The organism is Intestinirhabdus alba (genome assembly GCF_009711095.1).
GTDB lineage: Bacteria > Pseudomonadota > Gammaproteobacteria > Enterobacterales > Enterobacteriaceae > Intestinirhabdus > Intestinirhabdus alba.
Genome location: NZ_WMJZ01000023.1, coordinates 1 through 21,677, shown reverse-complemented (window position 1 = coordinate 21,677; position 21,677 = coordinate 1). Strand labels below are relative to the sequence as shown.

Sequence of the window (21,677 nt, the reverse complement as noted above, 5' to 3'; positions counted from 1 at the left end):
GCGCGTTTGTTTATAAACTGCCCAAATGAAACTAAATGGGAAATCGCCAGTGAAGTTCGTAAAGTATTTATTGATCCTTGCAGTATGTTGCATCCTGCTGGGAGCAGGCTCGATTTATGGTCTTTACCGCTATATCGAGCCGCAGCTGCCTGACGTCGCGACGCTAAGAGACGTACGTCTGCAAATTCCGATGCAAATCTACAGCGCCGACGGCGAGCTGATCGCGCAATATGGCGAGAAACGGCGAATTCCGGTAACGCTGGAGCAGATGCCCCCGGAGATGATCAAAGCCTTCATCGCGACGGAAGACAGCCGCTTTTATGAGCATCATGGGGTGGACCCGGTAGGGATCTTCCGCGCAGCCAGCGTGGCGCTGTTCTCCGGCCGTGCGACCCAGGGGGCGAGCACCATCACCCAGCAGCTGGCGAGAAACTTCTTCCTCAGCCCTGAGCGCACCCTGATGCGTAAAATTAAGGAAGTCTTCCTCGCCATCCGCATTGAGCAGCTGCTGAGTAAAGATGAGATCCTTGAGCTGTATCTGAATAAAATTTACCTGGGCTACCGCGCCTACGGCGTTGGGGCCGCGGCGCACGTTTATTTCGGCAAAACCCTCGATCAACTCAGCCTGGGCGAAATGGCGGTGATTGCCGGCCTGCCAAAGGCCCCCTCCACCTTTAACCCGCTCTATTCGCTGAACCGCGCCACCGCCCGCCGTAACGTGGTGCTGTCGCGGATGTTGAGCGAAGGCTATATCACCCAGGCGCAGTACAACCAGGCGCGTAGCGAAGCCATCAACGCCGGCTATCACGCCCCGGAAATCGCCTTCTCCGCCCCCTGGCTTACTGAAATGGTGCGCCAGGAGATGTACGCCCGCTATGGCGAAAGCGCCTATGAAGACGGCTACCGCATCTACACCACCATCACCCGCAAGGTTCAGCAGGCGGCGGAGCAGGCGGTGCGCAATAACGTACTGGATTACGATATGCGCCACGGCTATCGCGGCCCGGCAAACGTCCTGTGGAAAGTGGGAGAAACGCCCTGGAGCAAAGAGAAGATCGTTGAGACGCTGAAGGCGCTGCCAACCTACGGACCGCTGCTGCCGGCGGTGGTCACCGGCGTCGCCCCGCAGGAGGCAACCGCCCTACTGGCGGACGGCACCCCGGTGACGCTGCCGATGGCGGGGTTGCGCTGGGCGCGCCCTTACCGCTCCGATACCCAGCAGGGATCGACACCGCGCAAAGTCACCGACGTCGTGCAGGCGGGACAGCAGATTTGGGTTCGCCGGATGGGCAGCGACTGGTGGCTGGCGCAGGTGCCGGAGGTTAACTCGGCGCTGGTCTCCATCAACCCGCAGAACGGTGCGGTGCTGGCGCTGGTCGGCGGATTCGACTTCAACCAGAGCAAGTTTAATCGCGCCACCCAGGCGCTGCGTCAGGTCGGCTCCAACATCAAACCGTTTCTCTATACCGCGGCGATGGATAAAGGCCTGACCCTCGCCAGCCTGCTGAACGACGTGCCGATCTCCCGCTGGGACGCCGGTGCCGGCTCCGACTGGCGTCCCAAAAACTCGCCGCCGCAGTACGCCGGGCCGATTCGCCTGCGCCAGGGGCTGGGGCAGTCGAAGAACGTAGTGATGGTACGCGCCATGCGCGCCATGGGGGTGGACTACGCGGCGGAGTATCTGCAGCGTTTCGGCTTCCCGGCGCAAAACATCGTGCGTACTGAATCGCTGGCGCTGGGCTCGGCCTCCTTTACGCCGCTACAGGTGGCGCGCGGCTACGCGGTGATGGCCAACGGCGGCTTTCTGGTGGACCCCTGGTTTATCAGCAAAGTTGAGAACGATCAGGGTGGTACGATTTTTGAAGCACAGCCGAAGATCGCCTGTCCGGAATGCAATATCCCGGTCATTTACGGCGATACTCCGAAGCTGAACGCTCTGGAAAATAGCGATGTGGAAGATGTCTCCCTCTCTCAGGAGCAGCAGAATACCCCCGTACCGATGCCGAGGCTTGAGCAGGCCAACCAGGCGCTGGTCGCCCGGAACGGGAAGCAGGAGTACGCCCCGCACGTGATCAATACGCCGCTGGCGTTCCTGATCAAGAGCGCGCTGAACAGCAATATCTTCGGCGAACCGGGCTGGATGGGCACCGGTTGGCGCGCGGGTCGCGACCTGAAGCGCCGCGATATCGGTGGGAAAACCGGGACCACCAACGGCTCGAAAGACGCCTGGTTCTCCGGCTACGGCCCCGGCGTGGTCACCTCGGTGTGGATAGGCTTTGACGATCATCGCCGCGATCTGGGGCGCACCACCGCCTCCGGCGCGATTAAGGATCAGATCTCCGGCTATGAGGGCGGCGCGAAGAGCGCGCAGCCGGCCTGGGATGCCTATATGAAGGCGGTACTGGAGGGGGTTCCCGAACAGCCGTTAACGCCGCCGCCGGGGATCGTAACGGTGAATATCGATCGCAACACCGGGCAGCTGGCAAGCGGCGGCAACAGCCGCGCGGAGTATTTTATCGAAGGTACTCAGCCAACGCAGCAGGTGGTGCGCGAAGTCGGCACCACGATTATTGATAACGGCGAAACGCAAGAACTGTTTTAAGCGTCCTGCGCCCGGCACTTTTCCCGCCGGGCCTCTTTCCCGCCTCATTTTTCGACAGTGAAAAGGCGTTATCATCCGGGGGCAACCGCCGACGGCATGGGATAAGATCTGTGAAGTGATGAGGCGGCGTTTTCTGGCCTGGCGGAGAGGGCGATGCCACCCGGCCCTTGCCCGCTCACAAAACGGGCAAAATCAGATTAAACCCGGCCCTGTCCCCGCAGCCACTCCCGAACCAGAAACAGCGCGCTAACGTTGCGCGCTTCGGTGAAATCAGGATCGTCCAGCAGATCCATCAGATGCGCCAGCGGCCAGCGCACCTGCGGTAGCGGCTCCGGCTCGTCGCCTTCCAGCGACTCCGGATACAGACTTTCAGCCACCACGATGTTCATTCTGCTGGAAAAATAGGAGGGGGCCATGCTGAGCTTTTTCAGGAACGTCAGATCCCCGGCCCCAAATCCCACCTCCTCCTTTAGCTCGCGGTTCGCGCCTTCAAAAACCGTTTCGCCAGGATCAATCAGGCCCTTGGGGAATCCCAGCTCGTAGGATTCGGTTCCTACCGCATATTCGCGGATCAGGATCAGGCAATCGTCAACGATTGGCACAATCATTACCGCTTCATGGTTTGATGGTCGCATACGTTCATAGACGCGACGCACGCCGTTGCTGAACTCCAGGTCCACGCTTTCAACGTTAAACAGCTGTGACTGCGCGACGGTCCTGACCTTCAGAATGGTGGGTTTTTGTAATGATTTGCTCATCGTGAGAATCTATGCAGTGAAAACTGCGTTTATTGTGCGATATGCAGCACGGTTTCGGCAATGCGTATTGCCGTTTATTTACATTTACGCAACCTTCCAATATTAAATTCATCGCAAGTTAGTGGGGTTAATAGCTTGAAATACCTCCAGGAATTTGCTGATATCCCATTTTTGCGGGTTTTGCTATGATCTGCATTCAGCAGGATGCGCTTAAGATGCTCAAGTTACGCTCCACGCTTGCCGATAGCCCACTGCTGAATCGCGTGTACCGTGGCGGGGTACGATAAATCACGCCTGAAACCCTTAATCGGGCGTGGCGTCGGCGCGGGGCCAGAAGCGCGTAATTAAGGCGCAGGTCGTGGTTCAATGACCATACAGCGTTCGCATTTCTGGCTCGCGTTCCGCAGGTCTGGGGGTCATTCAGGTCCGTCGCCGCGCGACTCGCCGCGCATTCAGAATAACCAAACCTTACGGCTCGCGCCTTGCTCCGGACCCGAATGGCCGCCAGCGACGCTCAAGAACAATTAAGGGACACAGCCTAAGTACGATGGGGATAGCATGAGCACCACTCTCTTTTTTATCGCGGCCCTGCTGGCCTGCTCGCTGCTGGCGGCAGTGCTGCTCAGCGCGCGCGCCAGGCGGCGAAATCTCCCCTGGCCCCACGCCTTCCCGGACGCGGCAACCCGCAAGCTGACGTCCGCCGAGCGCAGCGCGGTGGAAAACTATCTCGAAAATCTTAGCCAGACTCTGGGCGCGCCGGGGCCGACCGGGGCCAGCACCGCGCCGGTATCGCTGTCGCTCAACGCTCAAAGCGGCAACGTCATCTCCCTCGTCCACGCCATCACGCGCTATGGCATCACCGCCGACGATCCTAACAGATGGCGCTATTTTCTTGATTCAATTGAGGTGCATCTGCCGCCCTTCTGGGAGCAGTACATCAATGATGAAAACAGCATCGAACTGATCCTGACCGATACGCTGCCGCTGGTTATTTCCCTCAACGGACATACCCTGCAGGAGTACGCCCAGGAGAATCGCGGCTACGCGCTGCAGCCTGCCAGCGCGACCCAGGCGTCAATCCGCGGCGAAGAGAGCGAACGGATCGAGCTGCTGAGTATTCGCCATGAGACGCACGAGGAGCACGCCCTTAACCGCCCCACCGGCTGTCGCGAAGCGCTGCTTATCGTGGCGTCATTTCTGCTGTTCTTCTTCTGCCTGGTCGCGCCGGACGTTTTTGTCTCCTGGCTGGTCGGCGGCGCTCTGCTGCTGCTGGCGGCGGGAGGCTGGGGGCTGTTCGCCCCGCCGACGAAAAACGCGCTCCGGGAGATTCACTGCCTGCGCGGCACGCCGCGTCGCTGGGGGCTGTTCGGGGAAAACAATCAGGAACAAATCAATAACATCTCTCTGGGCATTGTCGATCTGCTCTACCCTCCCCACTGGCAGCCCTATATCGCCCAGGATCTGGGTCAGCAAACGGATATTGATATCTATCTCGATCGTCACGTCGTTCGTCAGGGCCGCTTTCTCTCCCTGCACGACGAGGTCAAGCACTTCCCGCTGCAGCGCTGGGTGCGCAGTACCGTCATTGCCGCCGGCTCGCTGCTGGTGCTGTTTATGCTGCTGATCTGGATCCCGCTGGATATGCCGATCAAATTCACCCTGTCCTGGATGAAAGGGGCGCAGACCATCGAGGCGACCAGCGTTAAGCAGCTTGAGGCGTCGGGCGTCCGGGTTGGCGATACGCTGCACCTGAGCGGGACCGGAATGTGCAGCATCCCGGCGGCCGGCAGCTGGAAGGCCCGGAGCAACCTGCCTTTTATGCCGTTCGACTGTTCGCAGATCGTCTGGAACGATGCCCGTCCGCTGCCGCTGCCGGAATCCGAGCTGGTCGATAAAGCGATGGCGCTCTCCCAGGCGCTCAACCGCCAGCTGCATCCGAAAGCGAATGATGACTCCCGGGTCAGCGCCTCGCTGCGCTCGGCAATACAGAAATCCGGCATGGTGCTGCTGGACGATTTTGGCGACATCGTGCTGAAAACCGCCGATCTGTGCGCCGCCGACGACGAGTGCGTACGGCTGAAGAACGCGCTGGTCAACCTCGGCAACAGCAAGGACTGGAACGCGCTGGTCAAACGCGCTAACGCCGGCAAGCTGAACGGCGTGAACGTGCTGCTGCGCCCGGTCAGCGCGGAGTCGCTGGACAACCTGGTGACCACCTCGACGGCCCCCTTTATTGTGCGTGAAACGGCCAGAGCCGCCCAGTCGCTGAACAGCCCGGCACCGGGCGGATTCCTGATCGTCAGCGATGAAGGCAGCGAGCTGGTGGATCAAAGCTATCCCTCCGTTTCCCTGTACGATTATCCGGCCCTGGAACAGTGGGGTGCCTTCCAGCGCCTGGCCCAGACGCTGATGCAGACGCCGTTCAGCGCCGAGGGGATCGTCACCAGCCTGTACACCGACGCCAACGGCACCCGCCATATCGGCCTGCATCGCATTCCGGATCGCGCAGGCCTGTGGCGCTATCTTGGCACCACGCTGCTGATGCTGGCCATGCTGGGCAGCGCGCTCTACAACGGCATACAGGCGTTTCGCCGCTACCAGCAGCATCGTGTCCGCATTGTGAAAATCCAGCAGTATTACGCCAGCTGCCTGAACCCACAGCTGATCGCCTCCGCTGAAAATACGCCAGACTAGTGGCGTCGAAGGACACTGCGCGATCCGCCCATGCGGCAGGTATGCTACCCTGTCGCACAGGCTGTTTCCTTCTGTAGAGTACCCCTGGGTATGTACACAACGTCATCTATTATGCTTTGGCAACGCGGGATTTTTTCCGGCTGCGGGCTGCCTTTGTTAAGGCTCCAGCATCTCCACCCCGCCCTTTGTAATCCCGCTGATGCCGGTAGCCGGAACCGCTGCGGCGAGGGGCGAACTGAAAAATGAAACAGATAACTATCGCCTGGCGAGAGGTCGACACCGTTCTGCTGGATATGGACGGTACGCTGCTCGATCTGGCGTTCGATAACTATTTCTGGCAGACCCTGGTGCCGGAAGCCTGGGCCGCGCAGCAGGGTATTTCACCACAGGCGGCGCGGGAGCGAATACGCGAACAGTACCACGCGGTGCAGCACAGGCTGGAGTGGTACTGTCTTGATTACTGGAGCGAGCGGCTGGGGCTGGACATCCGCGCCATGACGACCGAAATGGGGCCTCGTGCCGCTCTGCGCGAGGATACGCTGCCGTTTCTTCAGGCGCTGAAAGCCTGCGGCAAGCGGCGCATTCTGTTGACCAACGCCCACCCGCACAATCTTGCCGTCAAGCTGGCGCATACCGGCCTTGCCTCACACCTTGATTTATTGCTTTCCACCCACACATTTGGTTATCCCAAAGAGGATCGGCGGTTATGGCACGCGGTGGTTGAGGAGACGGGCATAGCGGCGCAGCGAACGCTGTTTATTGACGACAGCGAGCCTGTTCTTGACGCCGCCGCGCGATTCGGCATTCGTTACTGCCTCGGCGTAGCCAACCCCGACTCCGGCCTGGCAGAAAAGCCGTTTGCCCGCCACCCGTCGCTGAACGACTACCGACGGCTGATCCCCTCGCTTATGTAAAGGAGGCGTGATGAAAGACAAACCCGCTGATGAGGTCCGGCTGGATAAGTGGCTATGGGCCGCGCGGTTCTACAAAACCCGGGCGCTGGCCCGCGAGATGATTGAAGGCGGCAAGGTGCACTACAACGGACAGCGCAGCAAGCCGGGCAAGCTCGTCGAGCTGAACGCCACCTTAACCCTGCGCCAGGGAAACGACGAGCGGACGGTGGTGGTAAAAGGTATCATTGGGCAACGTCGTCCGGCAAGCGAAGCCGCCATGCTGTATGAAGAGACGGCCGAAAGCGTGGAAAAACGCGAGAAAACGGCGCTGGCGCGTAAACTTAACGCGCTGACCATGCCCCATCCGGAGAGACGGCCAGATAAAAAAGAGCGCCGCCACCTGTTACGATTTAAACATGGCGACAGCGAATAGCTGCCGCCCGCAAGAGAGATGATTATGCCGCAACATGACCAATTACATCGCTATCTGTTTGAAAACTTTGCCGTACGCGGCGAGCTGGTAACCGTTTCGGAAACCCTGCAGCAGATCTTCGACAACCACGCCTACCCCCAGCCGGTCAAAACCGTGCTGGCCGAGCTGCTGGTCGCCACCAGCCTGCTGACCGCCACGCTGAAGTTCGCTGGCGATATCACCGTCCAGCTGCAGGGCGACGGCCCGATGAACCTGGCGGTGATCAACGGCAACAACAGCCAGCAGATGCGCGGCGTGGCGCGCGTGCAGGGCGACGTGCCGGAAAACGCGGATCTGAAAACGCTGGTCGGCAACGGCTATCTGGTCATCACCATCACGCCGGAAGAGGGCGAGCGCTACCAGGGCGTCGTCGGCCTGGAGGGCGAGACGCTGGCCGCCTGCCTGGAAGATTACTTCCTGCGCTCTGAACAGCTGCCGACGCGCCTGTTCATCCGCACCGGCGAGGTGGACGGCAGGCCCGCTGCGGGCGGTATGCTGCTGCAGGTTATGCCGGCGCAGAACGCCCAGGCGGACGACTTCGATCACCTGGCGACCCTGACCGCCACCATCAAAACGGACGAGCTGTTAACCCTGCCGGCCACCGACGTGCTATGGCGGCTGTACCATGAAGAAGAGGTGACTCTTTACGATCCGCAGGACGTGGAGTTCAGGTGCACCTGCTCCCGCGAGCGCTGCGCCGGCGCGCTGAAAACCCTGCCGGACGAAGAGATAGACAGCATCCTGGCCGAGGATGGCGAGATCGATATGCACTGTGACTACTGCGGTAGCCACTATGTTTTCAACGCCATGGATATCGCGGAAATTCGCAACAACGCCTCTCCCGCCGATCCGCAGGTACACTAAGCGCCTCTCCGGCAGCCGAAGGCGGCTGTCGGACACAGTCTAATAATAAATCAGCTCCAGCCGCTCGCCGTTAATAACGGTGTCGCGCCAGACCTTCGGCGCAGAGTTCAGCTGACGTGCGGCTGCGGCCTGCAGAAGTTTATCCTTGCTCAACGACGGCGGTAGAGAGCCAACGCCTTTCACTTTCCACCCGTTATCGATAAAGTGATAAATCAGGATATTGGCGTCGCCAAAGACGTACAGCATCAGCTCCGACTTACCGTCATCGTTAAGATCCTGTTCGACGACTACGCACGCATCCTGTTCAACGCAGGGTGAAATGTCATAGGTGGTCTTTATCAACGCGCTCCAGAACGCCGGTTCCGGTGCCCTGCTGCCGGGTGCCAGCACTACCCTTTTCACCAACCCCTCTGCGCTCAACGCCTTAATCGCACTCTGTTGATCGCGCAGAATGCGTTCCAGCACTCGCTTACGCTCCGGGTCCGCGATATAGCGTTCATCTTTTCGCAGCTGCTCCAGCGCCTCATGTCCGGGCCTGCCGCTCTGCTGCAGCATATATAAACTCACCTCATCGGCATCAATACTGCCACTACGATACAGCGCCATATGGCTGTTAACGCTAATGCGCCAGACGTCGAGCACAGGGGATAACAGCAGCAGTTGTATGCCCAACGCCAATAGCGAAACGCCCAGGACCACCTTTCCCTGCAGCCGCTGTGCATTGTACCGACGCAGTAAAACGCTCAACAGATAGCCGAGAGACCAGACCAGCGCCACCAGAGTGACCAGCACACCGTACAGCCGTTGCGGCGTCCAGCCGTACTGCTCAATACGCTGCCACAGCGCCCAGCCGGCGAGCAGGACATAAACCGGCGCGATCGGCAGCGAGGCGTGGATCGGATAGCGCAGCGCACGGGGCCAGGGCGACGTCTTGCTCTGCGGTTCACGCACGGCGGTCATTAATATCAGCAGCGTCAGGGCCAGCGTTAACAGCAATCCGGCCGCAGAAAAGCGCCGGGAAAGCGTCGCCAGCCCGGTGAAAGGCAAGGTGGCTATAAACACCAGCGCCAGCAGCGCAAACAGCGGCAGCAGGCCGGTAGCCATCAGCGTCAGCAGCTTTTGCATCGCCGCAACCAGCCGCCCGTGGGTGCGCGCCAGAATCGCCCCCAGGGCACTGATAAGGCCCAACATAATGTAAACCATCCCCTCGGTATCAAAGAAAAGGGTGTGAAAAAATGAAATACCTATCTGTTCGAACATCTGGCTCCAGAGCAGAAGCGCCAGCAGGAGAAGGCCGTAGAGCGTCAGAACCAGCAGCAGGGTTAACGCATTACGCCAGGCATTGGTATAAAAATGGGCATAGCGTGACGCTCCGGCAGATGGCCACAGGTGGTACTGGATCCAGGGCAAAGCCAGCATGGCGATAAAAAGTAAATGAAAACTGTAGAGAACATAGATATCGGTCTGCTCCCACACCTCAATATGCTGCCTCAGCCAGAAGCCCGTAGCTGACACCACGGCGGCAATAAGCGCCATCCAGCCCCACAGCGCCCGCTGTCTGAAGGAGGTGACGGTTAACAACAGCATCGCGGAGCAAACCATAATGGCGGGGATACCGTAGAACATCCAGCCGCTGCTCTGCGGTACAAGCCAGGCGCTTATCAGATAACAGACCATCCCCTGCAGCAGGCCGGTGACTACCATGCCGTAGCGAGCGGCGCGTGAAAGTTCAACACTCTCCATGTGCTTATCCCGAATAAAGGTAAAGGGTGGAAGTATCGCATCCCGGCCGACAAAAAGGACGACGGCACCTCCGTTTCAGAAAATATCAATGCGAGGTGAATCGATATACTAAATGTTATTGTTACGTGAATTTCTTACGTGAATGCGATTACACTCACATTACCCCCCACAAAAACACGACTTTTTAACGTTAATAGAACATTTTTCTCAACAAAAAAGGCTTTCCTGCCATAATAAGTGCCGCTTCGTGACGGGAGTCACAGCGTTTTCAGTCGATCGTGATGTTGACCAGATAAATAAATCATGAGCCTTGTCGCGGTTAACAAACGCAAAAAAACCTTACTATTTCAGGTAATTCATCTTGGTTAAGGAGCAGTAAAATGCGCGCGAATACCCGCTTATCTCCGCAGGATCTCAAGGCTTATGGTATCAATGACGTCGAGGATATCGTCTACAATCCCGATTATGAAACCCTCTATCAGGAAGAGTGCGATCCGGCCCTGCAGGGCTACGAGCGCGGCGTCCTGACAAACCTTGGCGCTGTTGCCGTCGATACCGGTATTTTTACCGGCCGTTCACCGAAGGATAAATATATCGTCCGCGATGACACTACCCGCGACACCTTCTGGTGGTCCGACAAGGGCAAAGGCAAAAACGACAACAAGCCGCTCTCTCCAGAAACATGGCAGCACCTGAAAAGCCTGGTTACCCAACAGCTCTCCGGCAAACGTCTGTTCGTTATCGACGCCTTCTGCGGTGCCAACCCCGATACCCGCCTTTCCGTACGCTTCATCACCGAGGTCGCCTGGCAGGCCCATTTCGTCAAAAACATGTTTATTCGTCCGAACGACGAGGAGCTGTCCGGCTTCAAACCTGACTTTATCGTGATGAACGGCGCGAAGTGCACCAACCCGCAGTGGAAAGCGCAGGGGCTGAACTCTGAAAACTTCGTCGCCTTCAACCTGACCGAGCGTATTCAGCTGATTGGCGGCACCTGGTACGGCGGCGAAATGAAGAAAGGGATGTTCTCGATGATGAACTACCTGCTGCCGCTGAAGGGTATCGCCTCCATGCACTGCTCCGCCAACGTCGGCGAAAAAGGCGACGTGGCGGTCTTCTTCGGCCTGTCCGGCACCGGTAAAACCACCCTCTCCACCGATCCGAAACGCCGCCTGATCGGCGACGACGAGCACGGCTGGGACGATGACGGGGTGTTTAACTTCGAAGGCGGCTGCTATGCGAAAACCATTAAGCTGTCGAAGGAGGCGGAGCCGGAAATCTATAACGCCATTCGCCGCGACGCGCTGCTGGAAAACGTCACCGTGCGCGCGGACGGCTCCGTCGACTTCGACGACGGCTCGAAAACCGAAAACACCCGCGTCTCCTACCCGATCTACCATATTGAGAACATCGTTAAGCCGGTATCGAAGGCGGGCCACGCCGGCAAAGTGATCTTCCTGACCGCCGACGCCTTCGGCGTGCTGCCGCCGGTCTCCCGCCTGACGGCGGAGCAGACGCAGTACCACTTTCTCTCCGGCTTTACCGCCAAGCTGGCGGGCACCGAGCGCGGCATCACCGAACCGACGCCAACCTTCTCCGCCTGCTTCGGCGCGGCGTTCCTGTCGCTGCACCCGACCCGCTACGCGGAGGTGCTGGTAAAACGTATGCAGGCGGCGGGCGCTCAGGCATACCTGGTCAACACCGGCTGGAACGGCACCGGTAAGCGCATCTCGATTAAAGACACCCGCGCCATTATCGACGCCATTCTGAACGGCTCGCTGGATGAGGCGGAAACCTTCAGCCTGCCAATATTCAACCTGGCGATCCCAGTCGAACTGCCCGGCGTGGATACCCGTATTCTCGACCCGCGCGGCACCTATGCATCACCGGAGCAGTGGCAGGAAAAAGCCACCGCGCTGGCGAAGCTGTTTATTGAAAATTTTGAGAAGTATACCGATACGCCGGCGGGCGCGGCGCTGGTCAGCGCCGGCCCGAAGCTGTAAGTTCCTGATTACCGCGCAGCCCCCCTCTCCGTACGGAGAAGGGGTTTTTACGTCCGGCGAACGCCGGGCGTTGGGTTATCCCACTTTCGCCGCGCTCTGAACGAGCGCCGCCGGCACCGGCAGCCAGGCGCGAATGGACAGCCCGCCCCGCTCGCTGACGCCGATCTCCAGCATCCCGTTATGGTTATCAATAATGCGCTGGACGATCGCCAGCCCAAGCCCGGCACCGCTGGTACTGCGGGCGCTGTCGCCGCGCACAAAGGGCTGGAACAGATGCTTGCGCTGTTCGGGTTTGATTCCCGGCCCGTCGTCTTCCACCTGGAACCAGGCGCGCTGCAGCGCCGTTCCGCTGCTGACCTTAATCCAGCCGTTGCCGTAGCGGGCGGCATTCACCACCATATTAGCGACGGCGCGCTTAATTGACAGCGGGTGCATCCGCACCTGAATGCTGCCCGGCTGCAGCGCGGTATCGATTTCCCGCTCATAGCCGCTCTCGGCCGCCACCACTTCCCCCAGCACGGCGTTGAGATCCGCCAGCTCCATCGGCATCTCCTGCCCGGTGCGCAGGTAGTCGATAAACTGCTCAATGATGGCGTTGCACTCTTCAATGTCCTTATTGATTGATTCGGCGAGATAGCCATCCTGCTCGCCCATCATCTCTGTCGCCAGTCGGATGCGCGTCAGCGGCGTGCGCAGGTCGTGGCTGACCCCCGCCATCAGCAGCGTGCGATCGTCGGCCAGCTGCTTCACGCCCGCCGCCATATGGTTAAAGGCGCGGGTGACCGAGCGCACCTCCGACGCGCCGTACTCGCGCAGCGGCGGCGGAATAATGCCTTTCCCCACCTGCAGCGCGGCGTACTCCAGATCCACCAGCGGCCGGTTCTGAATACGAATAAACAGCCACGCGCCGCCGATTGCCAGCAGCATAATCGCCAGCGTATAGCGGAACAGCGGTGAGAAATCGCCCTGATGGATTTCGGTCAGCGGCACGCGCACCCAGATATTGGGGGAAAGCCAGGTCTTCAGCCACACCACCGGCGAGCTTTTATTGACCTCGACGCGCACCTCCGTCGGGCCGCCCAGCTGCTGCGCCATCTGATGGCTTAAAAATCCATAATGCTGCGCCCAGCGCAGGCCGGCCTCTTCGGCGGCCTCGTCGGAATAGAGAGAGATGCCCAGCTCGCGATAGATTTCCCGGCGAAAGGCGGGGGGCACCACCAGCTGCGTGCCGTCCTCCAGCTGCAGCTTGTCGGTCATCAGCATACGCACTTCGTACGCCAGCACCTTATTAAACTGCTGGAGGCTCGGCAGAATCGCAAAGTTCAGCACCACCAGGTAGGTCGTCACCAGGCTGACGAACAGCAGGGTGACGATAAGCAACAGCGTGCGGGCAAACGAGCTTCGCGGCGAGAAGCGCATTCGCCTCATGCTTTAGCGCCGTCCGGTACAAAAACATAGCCCAGACCCCAGACGGTCTGAATATAGCGGGGATGCGCCGGATCTTCTTCCACCATGCGCCGCAGGCGGGAGATCTGCACGTCGATGGAGCGCTCCATCGCGGAGTATTCCCGGCCCCGGGCCAGGTTCATCAGCTTATCGCGGGAAAGCGGCTCGCGCGGATGGCTGACCAGCGCCTTCAGCACGGCGAATTCGCCGCTGGTCAGCGGCATCGGCTCATCTTCGCGGAACATTTCACGGGTGCCGAGATTAAGCCTGAACTTGCCGAAGGCGATCACCGCCTCCTCCTGGGAAGGCGCGCCCGGCAGCTCGTTCGCCTGACGGCGCAGCACCGCGCGAATACGCGCCAGCAGCTCCCTGGGGTTGAAGGGCTTCGGAATATAGTCGTCGGCACCGATCTCCAGGCCCACGATGCGATCCACCTCTTCACCCTTAGCGGTGACCATAATAATCGGCATCGGATTGCTCTGGCTGCGCAGACGACGGCAGATCGACAGGCCGTCCTCACCCGGCAGCATCAGATCCAGCACCATCAGGTGGAAGGATTCCCGTGTCAGCAGGCGATCCATCTGCTCGGCGTTGGCCACGCTTCGAACCTGGAAACCCTGCTCGGTCAGATAACGTTCTAAAAGCGCGCGCAGACGCATATCGTCATCCACCACCAGAATCTTATAATTCTCTTGCATTGGTTGTACTCCCAAAGGTTCGCAACGGTTGTCAGTGTGCATATACCCGTCATACTTCAAGTTGCACGTGTGTTGACTTTATTCGGCCCAGGGGCCTCACCCCTTCGGGGCCAGCCCCGGGGCTGTTCAAAACGCGCTGCGTTTTGTCCTGCAACTCGAATTATTTAGGGTATACACACCCTTCTTCAGACTGCCTTTTTAACCGCCCCGACACGCGCCGCCGGGCCGTTTTTCCTGGCGGATGTGCTGCTCACCTGCCGCCTCGGTGCAATCTGAAATATTTTGTGTATATTCTTCAAAAAGCGCGTCTTCGCCACCAGCGAATTCTGGTATAAATTTCAGGCTAAATTGTTACAAAGCATATTAAACAGCAGGTTAAGTATACAATTAATCCGCTACTTTATGATTTAAGGCGTGTCCCCGCCCTGCTTCAGGCATCATGGGCGACGGCATTCAGCCCAAACAGGATATAACGCTGTCGATACCCGGGCTTACGCCGCCTCTTCAGCCAGTCAACGAGAAACCAGGCAAATGAAAACGCCCCTGATTACCCGGGAAGGGTACGAAAAACTCAAACAAGAGCTTAACCACCTGTGGCGCGAAGAGCGCCCGGAGGTCACTAAAAAGGTTACCTGGGCCGCCAGCCTCGGCGACCGCAGCGAGAATGCTGACTATCAGTATAATAAAAAACGCCTGCGCGAGATCGACCGCCGGGTCCGCTATCTGACCAAATGTCTGGAAAACCTCAAAATCGTCGATTACTCCCCCCAGCAGGAGGGCAAGGTCTTCTTCGGCGCGTGGGTGGAAATTGAGAACGACGCGGGCGATATTCGCCGCTTTCGCATCGTCGGCTATGACGAAATTTTTGGCCGGAAGGATTATATCTCCATTGATTCACCGATGGCGCGGGCGCTGTTAAAAAAAGAGCCGGGAGATCTGGCGGTGGTCAACACGCCGGCAGGCGAGGCCAGCTGGTACGTCAATGAGGTTACCTACGTCAAATGAGCAGGAACAATCCGAAGCCTCCTGCCCGCGGCTGGTAATTTTACCGGCCAGTCCGTATAACTACATCCCTGTTTTTGATCCTACAGATGAACTGAACCCATGATGAATGATTCGCTCTGCCGCATTATTGCGGGTGAACTTCAGGCGCGCGCCGAACAGGTGGAAGCCGCCGTTCGCCTGCTTGACGAAGGGAACACCGTGCCGTTTATTGCACGCTATCGTAAGGAAATCACCGGCGGTCTGGACGACACGCAGTTGCGTAATCTGGAGACACGTCTGGTCTATCTGCGCGAACTGGAAGAACGGCGTCAGTCCATTCTTAAATCCATCGGCGAACAGGGCAAGCTGACCGACGAGCTGGCCAAAGCCATCCGCGGCACCCTCAGCAAGACCGAGCTTGAAGACCTCTATCTCCCCTATAAGCCGAAACGCCGTACCCGCGGGCAGATCGCCATTGAGGCCGGACTGGAGCCGCTGGCCGACCTGCTGTGGAACGATCCATCCCACGATCCGGAAACCGCAGCCGCAGGCTATATCGACGCCGACAAGGGCGTGGCGGATACCAAAGCGGCCCTCGACGGCGCGCGTTATATTCTGATGGAGCGCTTTGCCGAAGACGCGGCGCTGCTGGCGAAAGTGCGCGATTACCTGTGGAAAAACGCCCACCTGGTCGCCGCCGTGGTGAGCGGCAAAGAGGAGGAGGGAGCCAAATTCCGCGACTACTTCGACCACCACGAGCCGATCGCCGGCGTCCCCTCCCACCGCGCGCTGGCGATGTTTCGCGGCCGCAACGAGGGCGTGCTACAGCTTTCGCTGAACGCCGATCCGCAGTTCGAAGAGCCGCCGAAGGAGAGCTACTGCGAGCAGATTATTAGCGATCACCTCGGCCTGCGGCTGAACAACGCCCCGGCGGACGCCTGGCGGAAAGGGGTGGTGAGCTGGACGTGGCGCATTAAGGTGCTGATGCACCTTGAGACCGAGCTGATGGGCACCGTCCGCGAGCGCGCGGAAGAGGAGGCGATCAACGTCTTCGCCCGCAACCTGCACGATCTGCTGATGGCGGCACCGGCCGGCCTGCGCGCCACCATGGGTCTCGATCCGGGCCTGCGCACCGGGGTGAAGGTGGCGGTGGTTGACGGCACCGGCAAGCTGGTGGCGACCGACACCATTTACCCGCACACCGGGCAGGCGGCAAAGGCCGCCGTGGCGGTCGCCGCGCTGTGTGAAAAGCATAACGTTGAGCTGGTGGCCATCGGCAACGGCACCGCCTCCCGCGAAACCGAGCGCTTCTTCCTCGACGTACAGAAGCAGTTCCCGAAGGTCACCGCCCAGAAGGTGATCGTCAGCGAGGCCGGGGCTTCGGTCTATTCCGCATCCGAACTGGCGGCCCAGGAGTTCCCCGATCTGGATGTCTCCCTGCGCGGCGCGGTCTCCATTGCCCGACGCCTGCAGGACCCGCTGGCGGAACTGGTGAAAATCGATCCGAAATCCATCGGGGTGGGCCAGTATCAGCACGACGTCAGTCAGACGCAGCTGGCGCGTAAACTGGACGCGGTGGTGGAAGACTGCGTGAACGCCGTCGGCGTGGATCTCAATACCGCCTCCGTGCCGCTGCTGACCCGCGTGGCGGGTCTGACCCGGCTGATGGCGCAGAATATCGTCGCCTGGCGCGATGAAAACGGCCAGTTCCAGAACCGCCAGCAGCTGCTGAAGGTGAGCCGTCTGGGGCCGAAAGCCTTTGAGCAGTGCGCGGGGTTCCTGCGCATCAACCACGGCGATAACCCGCTGGACGCCTCTGGCGTTCACCCGGAAGCCTATCCGGTGGTGGAGCGTATTCTGGCCGCCACCCGCCAGGCGCTGAAGGAGCTGATGGGCAACAGCGGCGAGCTGCGCGGCCTGAAGGCGTCAGACTTTACCGACGAGACGTTCGGCGTCCCGACGGTCACCGACATCCTCAAAGAGCTGGAAAAGCCGGGCCGCGACCCGCGTCCGGAATTTAAAACCGCACAGTTTGCCGACGGCGTGGAGACCATGAACGACCTGCTGCCGGGCATGATCCTCGAAGGGGCGGTCACCAACGTGACCAACTTCGGTGCCTTTGTCGATATCGGCGTGCATCAGGACGGGCTGGTCCATATCTCTTCGTTGTCGAATAAGTTCGTGGAAGATCCGCACACCGTGGTCAAAGCGGGCGACATCGTTAAGGTGAAGGTGCTGGAGGTCGATCTGCAGCGTAAGCGCATCGCCCTGACCATGCGCCTGGACGAGCAGCCGGGCGAAGCCAGCGTCCGGCGCGGCGGCGGCGATCGTTCGTCGGGCAGCCGCCCGGCGACAAAGGCGGCCAAACCGCGCGGTCGCGATGCCCAGCCCGCAGGCAACAGCGCAATGATGGACGCCCTGGCGGCGGCCTTGGGTAAAAAGCGCTAGCCGCCCCTTTTGCCCCTGCAGCGCCCGGCGCGGTCTTCCCGCCGGGCGCTGCCCCTTTTCTGGTGTTTTTCCACCGCCGATCGGGCGACGCCCCTGCCGCCTGAAGTCCGACGAAGAGAGGTTATTTAATTTTCCGTTAATTGTTTCGATAATAATTATCCATTAGCCAACAAATTAAACATTTATTAAACAAAACCACCTCAAAATAATGCCTCCGGCCCTACTTATCGCCGGAGTAAATAAATGTTGAGCCATATCAAGCCGGATGCAAATTATTCCTTAAACCAACATTCCGTCACATTTAATCGGTTGATGATAAAAACCATTCTCATTATCATTATATTGTCGTTTATTTCATCACCCTTTCGTTGGCGATTTACCTGGACTCATGCCGCTCTCTGTGCCCCATGAGGTAAACATTCAGTTAGCGAGAAATAAGTAGGCTCTTATGAACTTCACCCCAGACACCGCGTGGAAAATTACCGGCTTTGCCCGTGAAATCAGTCCGGCATACCGTCAGAAACTGCTCTCCCTCGGTATGCTGCCCGGCTCCTCATTTAACGTGGTGCGCGTCGCACCGTTAGGCGACCCGATTCATATTGAAACGCGCCGCGTGAGCCTGGTGCTGCGTAAAAAAGATTTATCCCTGATAGAAGTGGAAGCGGTTTCCTGTTAACACAGTGAGTCTATAAAAATGAAAAAATTAACCATTGGTTTAATTGGCAACCCAAATTCCGGCAAAACCACCCTGTTTAACCAGCTCACCGGCGCGCGCCAGCGCGTGGGCAACTGGGCTGGCGTCACCGTTGAGCGTAAAGAGGGGCAATTCGCCACCACCGACCACCAGGTCACGCTGGTGGATCTGCCCGGCACCTACTCTCTTACCACCATCTCTTCGCAGACCTCGCTTGATGAGCAGATCGCCTGCCACTACATTCTGAGCGGCGACGCCGACCTGCTGATCAACGTCGTGGACGCCTCCAACCTGGAGCGCAACCTCTATCTGACGCTGCAGCTGCTGGAGCTGGGCATTCCCTGTATCGTCGCGCTCAATATGCTCGACATCGCCGACAAGCAGAATATCCGCATCGACATCGACGCCCTCTCCGCCCGCCTCGGCTGCCCGGTGGTGCCGCTGGTCTCCACCCGCGGCCGCGGGATAGATGCGCTGAAGCTGGCCGTTGACCGCCACAGGGCGAACGCCAGCGTCGATCTGGTGCACTACGCCCGGCCGCTGCAGCGCGAGGTTGAGACTCTGGCGGCGGCGATGAACGGAGAGATGCCGCCACGGCAGCGCCGCTGGCTGGCGCTGCAGATGCTCGAAGGCGACATCTACAGCCGGGCCTGGGCCGGCCACGCCGCACAGCGGCTGGACGCCTCCCTCGCCCGGCTGAGCGACGAGCTGGACGATCCGGCGCTGCACATTGCCGACGCCCGCTATCAGTGCATCGCCGCCCTCTGCGACGTGGTCAGTAACACCCTGACGGCGGAGCACAGCCGCTTCACCACCGCGGTGGATAAAATCATCCTTAACCGCTTCCTCGGCCTGCCGATCTTCCTGTTTGTGATGTACCTGATGTTCCTGCTGGCCATCAACATCGGCGGCGCGCTGCAGCCGCTGTTCGACGTGGGGTCGGTGGCGATCTTTGTGCACGGCATCCAGTGGATTGGCTACGCTCTCCACTTCCCCGACTGGCTGACCATTTTCCTCGCCCAGGGGCTGGGCGGCGGCATCAACACCGTGCTGCCGTTAGTGCCGCAGATCGGCATGATGTACCTGTTCCTCTCCTTCCTGGAAGACTCCGGCTACATGGCGCGCGCGGCGTTCGTTATGGACCGGCTGATGCAGGCGCTGGGGCTGCCGGGCAAATCGTTCGTACCGCTGATTGTCGGCTTCGGCTGCAACGTACCGTCGGTGATGGGCGCGCGGACCCTCGACGCCCCGCGCGAGCGCCTGATGACCATTATGATGGCACCGTTTATGTCCTGCGGTGCCCGCCTGGCGATCTTCGCCGTCTTCGCCGCCGCCTTCTTCGGGCAAAACGGCGCGCTGGCGGTCTTTTCGCTGTACGTGCTGGGCATCGTGATGGCGGTACTGACCGGCCTGATGCTCAAGCACACCATCATGCGCGGCGAAGCCTCTCCGTTCGTGATGGAGCTGCCGGTATACCACGTGCCGCATATTAAGAGTCTGGTGATTCAGACCTGGCAGCGCCTGAAGGGGTTCGTCCTGCGCGCCGGTAAGGTCATCGTTATCGTCAGCATCTTCCTTAGCGCCTTCAACAGCTTCTCCCTGAGCGGCAAGACCGTCGACAACATCAACGACTCTGCCCTCGCCTCCGTCAGCCGCGTGATAACCCCGATCTTTAAGCCGATCGGCGTTCATGAGGATAACTGGCAGGCGACGGTCGGCCTGTTCACCGGCGCGATGGCGAAAGAGGTGGTGGTCGGCACGCTGAACACCCTCTACACCGCGGAAAACATTCAGGAAGAGGCGTTCAACCCGGCGGAGTTCCACCTCGGCGATGAGCTGCTGGGCGCGCTGGATGAAACCTGGGAGAGCCTGAAGGGCACCTTCAGCCTGAGCGTGCTGGCCAACCCCATCGAAGCCAGCAAAGGCGACGGCGAGATGGCCACCGGGGCGATGGGCGTGATGGACGCCAAGTTCGGCAGCGCCGCGGCGGCCTACAGCTACCTGATCTTCGTGCTGCTGTACGTGCCGTGCATCTCGGTGATGGGGGCCATCGCCCGCGAATCCAGCCGCGGCTGGATGGGCTTTTCGGTTCTCTGGGGCCTGAACGTCGCTTACTCGCTGGCCACCCTCTTCTATCAGGTGGTCAGCTATGAGCAGCATCCGGTTTATAGCCTGATCTGCATCCTGGCGGTGATTCTGTTCAACGTGGTACTGCTGGGCCTGCTGCGCCGCGCCCGCAGCCGGGTGGATATCAACCTGCTGACGACGGGCACAGCCGCCGACGCCTGCTGCGCCGGCACCCGCGCCACTACCGGCGACTGCCACTAGGGAGACAGAAAATGGCTTCACTGATTCAGGTTCGGGATTTACTGGCCCTGCGGGGACGGATGGAGTCGGCGCAGATTAGCCGTACCCTTAACGCCCCGCAGCCGATGATTGACGCCATGCTGAACCAGCTGGAAAAGATGGGCAAGGCGACGCGAATACAGGAGGAGCCAGACGGCTGCCTCTCCGGCAGCTGTAAAAGCTGCCCGGAAGGCAAAGCCTGCCTGCGCGAGTGGTGGGCGCTGCGTTAACGCCGTGAGTGTCAGAAATTCTGCGATAATATATCTCTCACGGAACGGTACATGCACAACCAGCGCGTAAGGAAATAACGGAAACAACCCGCCTTCCGGCGGGTTGTTTCCGTTATGGAGCAAGAGATTACGCGCAGCGGAAAATGATCTTTTTAAGAGCCTGCTATTTCATCCGAAGTAACTTGTCATAATCGGGAACCCTGCCGTTGATATTTTCCGAGCTACCATCCGGATATGTGACAACAACCTTCCCGCGAGACGAGTCTGATGTTTGAAGTTTTACTACCTTATTCAAATATAAAACAGGCTCAATTTTTATAAACCTGCTATCAGTAACTCTATAATATCTATTCCATTTATCGTATTTTTCATTTCCTGCAAAGAGGTCCAGATCGATCTCACTAATTGAGCGATATACATATTCCATCGGGAAAAATTCAGTTTTAAAGAATAGATCACCACTTACAGGGGTTGGCCTTCCTTTACCAAACGCACTGCTGTACCCCTCATCATCAAAATCAAACACATAGTTAGCAGGCGTAATATCTTTCCCGTTAGCCAGTACAGAGGTTTTGGCTAGCTGAATCCCGACCCTGATACCACTAAGGGTCCAGCCACACTTTGTTCCGCCGTCAAGAGCGATGCGGGCTTTGCGATAACCGCCACTGTCCGGTGAACTCAGTGAGATCTGAAATGGATTAAAACCCCGTATGGTACGAATATGTGAATCAGTCGTGGGGTCATAATCTTTCCGCCTGCAGGTCTCTGAGCGGTAAAGCACATCCAGCGGTAACGCTTCCGT

At 59.2% G+C, this 21,677-nt stretch carries 16 protein-coding genes; 11 read left to right on the top strand and 5 right to left on the bottom strand.

Annotation, left to right across the window (positions count from 1 at the left end; genetic code table 11):
* The first annotated feature begins 49 nt into the window (after nucleotides 1-49).
* The gene (gene mrcA / locus GJV78_RS15915; protein ID WP_167519602.1) at nucleotides 50-2,602 is read left to right on the top strand and encodes a peptidoglycan glycosyltransferase/peptidoglycan DD-transpeptidase MrcA; all 2,553 of its coding nucleotides are present in this window, start codon (nucleotides 50-52) and stop codon (nucleotides 2,600-2,602) included.
* Between the two features lie 197 nt (nucleotides 2,603-2,799).
* Here mrcA and nudE read toward each other — a convergent pair whose 3' ends face one another.
* Complete coding sequence (gene nudE, locus GJV78_RS15910) at nucleotides 2,800-3,360, bottom strand: ADP compounds hydrolase NudE (RefSeq protein WP_155109253.1); 561 nt, start codon at nucleotides 3,358-3,360, stop codon at nucleotides 2,800-2,802.
* Between the two features lie 558 nt (nucleotides 3,361-3,918).
* Between nudE and igaA the strand changes: the two genes are divergently transcribed.
* The 4 genes from igaA (at nucleotide 3,919) to hslO (ending at nucleotide 8,283) form a co-directional block, all read left to right on the top strand.
* Entirely contained in the window at nucleotides 3,919-6,054 is a 2,136-nt protein-coding gene (gene igaA / locus GJV78_RS15905) for an intracellular growth attenuator protein IgaA (protein WP_155109252.1), read from the top strand.
* Between the two features lie 242 nt (nucleotides 6,055-6,296).
* A complete protein-coding gene (gene yrfG / locus GJV78_RS15900) occupies nucleotides 6,297-6,968 on the top strand; it encodes a GMP/IMP nucleotidase (RefSeq protein ID WP_155109251.1) in 672 nt (223 codons plus the stop codon).
* Nucleotides 6,969-6,978: 10 nt separating this feature from the next.
* Nucleotides 6,979-7,380, top strand: a complete 402-nt coding sequence (hslR, locus tag GJV78_RS15895) for a ribosome-associated heat shock protein Hsp15 (RefSeq protein WP_155109250.1) — start codon at nucleotides 6,979-6,981, stop codon at nucleotides 7,378-7,380.
* Nucleotides 7,381-7,404: 24 nt separating this feature from the next.
* Nucleotides 7,405-8,283, top strand: a complete 879-nt coding sequence (hslO, locus tag GJV78_RS15890; protein ID WP_155109249.1) for an Hsp33 family molecular chaperone HslO — start codon at nucleotides 7,405-7,407, stop codon at nucleotides 8,281-8,283.
* 39 nt (nucleotides 8,284-8,322) lie between these two features.
* On the opposite strand, the gene GJV78_RS15885 is transcribed toward hslO, so the two are convergent.
* The gene (locus GJV78_RS15885; protein ID WP_155109248.1) at nucleotides 8,323-10,026 is read right to left on the bottom strand and encodes a DUF4153 domain-containing protein; all 1,704 of its coding nucleotides are present in this window, start codon (nucleotides 10,024-10,026) and stop codon (nucleotides 8,323-8,325) included.
* Nucleotides 10,027-10,406: 380 nt separating this feature from the next.
* On the opposite strand from GJV78_RS15885, the gene pckA reads away from it, so the two are divergent.
* Entirely contained in the window at nucleotides 10,407-12,029 is a 1,623-nt protein-coding gene (pckA, locus tag GJV78_RS15880) for a phosphoenolpyruvate carboxykinase (ATP) (protein ID WP_155109247.1), read from the top strand.
* 75 nt (nucleotides 12,030-12,104) lie between these two features.
* Here pckA and envZ read toward each other — a convergent pair whose 3' ends face one another.
* Both envZ and ompR read right to left on the bottom strand, forming a co-directional pair.
* Nucleotides 12,105-13,457 (bottom strand): two-component system sensor histidine kinase EnvZ, encoded by a 1,353-nt coding sequence (envZ, locus tag GJV78_RS15875; protein WP_155109246.1) that lies wholly within the window; start codon nucleotides 13,455-13,457, stop codon nucleotides 12,105-12,107.
* A complete protein-coding gene (gene ompR / locus GJV78_RS15870; RefSeq protein ID WP_155109245.1) occupies nucleotides 13,454-14,173 on the bottom strand; it encodes an osmolarity response regulator transcription factor OmpR in 720 nt (239 codons plus the stop codon). Before ompR ends, envZ begins: the two co-directional genes overlap by 4 nt.
* A 531-nt stretch (nucleotides 14,174-14,704) precedes the next feature.
* Between ompR and greB the strand changes: the two genes are divergently transcribed.
* From greB to feoC, 5 genes are all read left to right on the top strand, one after another.
* Nucleotides 14,705-15,178: a transcription elongation factor GreB gene (gene greB, locus GJV78_RS15865; protein WP_155109244.1), complete on the top strand. Its 474-nt coding sequence runs from the start codon at nucleotides 14,705-14,707 to the stop codon at nucleotides 15,176-15,178.
* Between the two features lie 99 nt (nucleotides 15,179-15,277).
* A complete protein-coding gene (locus tag GJV78_RS15860) occupies nucleotides 15,278-17,605 on the top strand; it encodes a Tex family protein (RefSeq protein WP_155109243.1) in 2,328 nt (775 codons plus the stop codon).
* A gap of 448 nt (nucleotides 17,606-18,053) precedes the next feature.
* Nucleotides 18,054-18,281, top strand: a complete 228-nt coding sequence (gene feoA / locus GJV78_RS15855; protein ID WP_155109242.1) for a ferrous iron transporter A — start codon at nucleotides 18,054-18,056, stop codon at nucleotides 18,279-18,281.
* Nucleotides 18,282-18,299: 18 nt separating this feature from the next.
* Nucleotides 18,300-20,627: a Fe(2+) transporter permease subunit FeoB gene (gene feoB, locus GJV78_RS15850; RefSeq protein WP_155109241.1), complete on the top strand. Its 2,328-nt coding sequence runs from the start codon at nucleotides 18,300-18,302 to the stop codon at nucleotides 20,625-20,627.
* Between the two features lie 11 nt (nucleotides 20,628-20,638).
* Nucleotides 20,639-20,875 (top strand): [Fe-S]-dependent transcriptional repressor FeoC, encoded by a 237-nt coding sequence (feoC, locus tag GJV78_RS15845; RefSeq protein WP_155109240.1) that lies wholly within the window; start codon nucleotides 20,639-20,641, stop codon nucleotides 20,873-20,875.
* Between the two features lie 163 nt (nucleotides 20,876-21,038).
* Here the strand turns inward: feoC and GJV78_RS23025 are convergent.
* On the bottom strand, nucleotides 21,039-21,677 hold a 639-nt coding region (locus tag GJV78_RS23025; RefSeq protein ID WP_167519601.1), incomplete at its 5' end, for a hypothetical protein.